Source organism: Novipirellula sp., from assembly GCF_041583735.1.
GTDB lineage: Bacteria > Planctomycetota > Planctomycetia > Pirellulales > Pirellulaceae > Novipirellula.
In genome coordinates, this window is record NZ_JBFHFD010000738.1 from 1 (window position 1) to 4025 (window position 4025).

At 53.0% G+C, this 4025-nt stretch carries 3 protein-coding genes; 1 reads left to right on the top strand and 2 read right to left on the bottom strand.

What is annotated here, in order from left to right:
- Positions 1–1283, top strand: a 1283-nt coding sequence (pgsW, locus tag ABX962_RS31885; RefSeq protein ID WP_372725669.1) for a poly-gamma-glutamate system protein, incomplete at its 5' end; no start/stop codon positions are given.
- 109 nt (positions 1284–1392) lie between these two features.
- Here pgsW and ABX962_RS31890 read toward each other — a convergent pair.
- Together ABX962_RS31890 and ABX962_RS31895 are read right to left on the bottom strand one after the other, a co-directional pair.
- Positions 1393–2283: a response regulator gene (locus ABX962_RS31890; protein WP_372725671.1), complete on the bottom strand. Its 891-nt coding sequence runs from the start codon at positions 2281–2283 to the stop codon at positions 1393–1395.
- Between the two features lie 121 nt (positions 2284–2404).
- Positions 2405–4025: response regulator (locus ABX962_RS31895; protein WP_372725672.1), on the bottom strand; the 1621-nt coding region annotated here is incomplete at its 5' end.

Below are 4025 nucleotides of genomic sequence, written 5' to 3' on the forward strand. Positions count from 1 at the left end.
ATGATGTCCTCGGCGGTTCTCGTGCGTTTGACATTGATTCTTGTTGGCGTGGAGGTCATTGGATGAACGATATTAGTAGCAATGTGGAAACGGGAAAGACACCCTTTCAAGTAATGTATTGGCGGCCCAAACGTCTGTCGCGTGTGGGGTTGTGGGCCGGCATGATCCTGTCGCTCTCGGGAATGGCGGTCGTGCATTTTTGGCCTGCGAAAGTCTCTCCCGAACACCAGGGGGAACTGCTTGCAGCGGCAATGAAAGCAGAGTCTGCAATGCGAGTGATCGCCGACGTCCATCAACAACAAGGGCTTCCCGCGGTCGCCAAGTTGGATCCGCAAGGCTCGCACTTGGTCGGCCCTTCGATGTCGCTTGTCACCAGCAAGTTAGGCTCGCTAGAGTCAAAACAGACGTCAATCAATCCGAATTTCGCCGCCGTGGTGGTGAAGTGGCTTGAAGAGGCCGGAGTCAAGCCAGGGGATCGGGTGGCGATCGGCGCTAGCGGTTCGTGGCCTGCATTGAATATCGCAGTCTACGCGGCCGCCGAGACGTTACAGTTAAAGCCGACCATCATTTTGTCAGCGGCATCGAGCCAGTATGGTGCGAATCGGCCTGAAATGATGTGGGTCGACATGGAAAAATATTTACATGATGCCGACCTGATCTCGTTTCGTGCGAAAGCGGGAACCTTTGGCGGACTGTACGATCGTGCCTCGGGAATGCCCGAGCAAACACGCCAATTGCTTGCCGACGCAATGAAACGTAACGGTATTCCGATGCTTACATCCACTGGCTTGCGAGATTTGATCGATGAGCGGATGACGCTGTACGAGTCGGAAATTCAATCCGATGCGTATGCGGCGTATGTGAATATCGGGGGCGGATCGGCGTCGATCGGCGGCAGCGAAGGCAACGAGCGTTTTTCACCCGGTGTCCATACCGAGATTCCTGGCGATCAACCGTTACCTAATTGTATTGCCGCGCGGATGTTGGCCAAGAACGTGCCCGTGATCAATGTGGTCGATGCCAAAGCGATAGCAGATCAGTACGCGATGCCAATCGCTCCGGCGATACATCCGTCGGTGGGACAAGGCGATGTGTTTGGTAAGAACGTCTACCGCCGTTCGTTAGCCGGCGTCGTCATGGGGCTGACTTGGTTGATGATGGCCATTACCGTCGCCCCAGGAATCGTGCTTCATCCAATGCGATCGTGGCGGACTTGGCGAAAACCTGCGGACGATTCGCCCGAGACGTCGTCGATGCCAAAGCACGTTGAGCTGATGATCTGATTGACGCGACGAATCATTTCTCAAGTGGCGGCGCAAAGCTTGACGCGGTGCCGCGAGTAAGCCACCGGGTAAATTGCGAGTCCCGGCCGCTTACGTGCGAGCGAAGGTCTTAGATGTTTTTGATCATGACGATTTCGTTTCCGGATTCATTGAAACGAACTTCGTCCATAAACGATCGGATCAACACCAACCCGCGTCCCTCTTCGGCATCAAGCACATCGTTGGTTTTGGTGTCTGAAAACGCTTCGGTATCAAATCCATTCCCCTCATCGCTGACGATAAAGGCGAGTTGTTCACGGCCGAGATGGGCACGAAAGATCACGCGGCGATCCCCGTAGGGCGATTGTGAACGTCTTTTTTCAATCAGCGTCAGTTCCTCCGCGACGTGCAATTCTTCGTCACTGAGTTGCTCGTGGTGGCTGATTTCGAGATTGCCTCGGATCATCGCATTCAATAATGCCTGTTCAATCGCCATGCCGATCCGAGCGCGAGTGACTTCATCACAAAGATGGATGCCGCCGACCATTTGCTGCATCAGATTGACCAGCGACGGAACCAAATCTGGATTGTTTTCGAGTGTGAATTGAAATTGGTTGTAATCGAGGCGGTCAATCAAATGCTGGTAACTCATTTGAGTTTCCAGCAATCCGAGAACATGCTCAATCGATCCCAACAACTCTTCGTCGACAACCGATTTGGGGAGATAGGCTGCGGCGCCTTCGAGTAACGCTTGGGCTGCAAGTTCTTCGCTGCCTTGGCCTGTGATCAGGATCACCGGTACCGAAGCATATTGGACACGAATGGCTTGAACGAGTTCGAGCCCATTCATGTTGGGCATTTGCATGTCGGTGACGACGATGTCGGGAAGTTGCTCGCTCATCATCGCAAGCGCCTTGGCTCCATCGGTGGCGACCAGAACTTCGTGCGAGTCTTCTTCAAGAAGCGCACGCAGCATGATGACTTGAGTAGGGCTGTCTTCTGCTAATAGAACACGCGACATCGTGCTTTCCTAAAAAAAGGGCTTTGTCGAGGTGTTTGACTTACCGCGGCAGCACTCAAAATTGTAAGCGCAGCGAACTAGACAAGATAGATAGCAAAGGGAAAACCTCGCTGCATCCAACTTAATTCGCGGCGTTGCTGAGAAACGCATTGGTTTCGCCAAGCGTCCCACGGAGCAATTGGTGGAGGCGTTCCTGATCGACACCCACGTTTTCAAATTGATTGCTCTTAGCCGCCTTTTCGATTTCCAAAGTACACTCGGACAATTGGGTGGCGCCAATCGCCATCGAAGCCCCTTTCAGTGTATGAGTCGAGCTCTTTAACAAGTCAGGGTCGCGATCACTAATGGCTTTGTCAATTTGCTCGATCAACGTCTCGCTTTCTTCTGCAAATGCTTTGAACAATTCGGCAATGAGTGACGGGTTGTTTCCAATCGTGTTGTAGAGTTTGTCCCAATCGATCCAAGCGTTCGATTCATTCGATTCATTCGATTCATTCGATTGCATCTCGCTGTGACACTCCGCCGTGTTTGGCGGATCGGGGGCGTCGTGAAAGGATTCCCGCGAATCGGTCGAATCGGTGGCGTTTTCGTCGCAGGCCTCGTTTGCTTGATCGGCAGGCTCGTGATTCGTCACGACGGTTTCGGCGGGCGGAAGCTGAAAATCCGTTCGGTTTAGAACGAGAGCAAGTTTCTCGAAAAGGTTGGTGATGCGAATTGGTTTCGGAACATACTCATCCATTCCCGCTTCGAGGCAGCCTTCGCGGTCACCCTTCATCGCATGTGCCGTCATGGCAATGATCGGGACATGCTGTCCGGTTCCCTGTTCTGCTTCGCGGATTTTTCGTGCGGCGGTCAAGCCATCCATTTCCGGCATTTGAACATCCATTAGAACCACATCAAATGCCGTCTTGCTGACCGCATCGACCGCCTGTTGGCCGTCGCCGACCACGGTGACTTTGTGGTCATATTTCGTGAGCACGCCGACGGCTAATTTTTGGTTCACGATATTGTCTTCGGCGAGCAAGATGTTTAGCGGACGAATGTCAAAATCTTCGCTGCGGTGTTGTTCGTGATGGTCTTCGGTGACGTTGACGCCGAGAGCACGGACGACCGAATCGAACAATTCGGATTGTTTGACAGGTTTCATCAAACGGTCGGTAACTCGGTATTCGCTTCGACGTTGTTTGTCGCCGATCCGTCCTCCGGAGGTCAGCATGATGATCGGCATGTCATCAATACCTTGTTCGTTTCGGACGCGTTTGGCGAATTCAAATCCATCTTGTTCGGGCATGTTGACGTCGGCGATCGTCAAGCCAAACGGGGCCTCGGTTTCGATCGCCGTTTTGATTTCGGTGATCGCTTCTTCGGTGCCGCAGGCCAACGTAGGATGCATGCCCCAATTGGTCAGCATTTCGTGCAAGATCAAGCGATTCGTTTCGTTGTCATCGACGACAAGCACACGCGTGCCGCCGACCACGACCATGCCTCGTTGGTTGGTTGATTGCACGTCTTCGTCGGCGATTTGCAGACGGACAGTAAAGAAAAATCGGCTACCGATTCCGACTTCGCTTTCGACCCAAATCGAGCCTCCCATCATACCAACAAGTTTCGAGGAAATCGCGAGTCCCAGGCCAGTGCCGCCATAGCGCCGCGTGGTCGACGTATCGGCTTGTTCGAATTCATTGAACACGCTTTTGCATTTATTGGTGGGGATACCAATTCCGGTATCACGCACACAGACA

Excerpts from the sequence above, each read along its gene's own strand:
- ABX962_RS31890 (WP_372725671.1), bottom strand. The coding sequence starts at position 2,283 with ATGTCGCGTGTTCTATTAGCAGAAGACAGCCCTACTCAAGTCATCATG.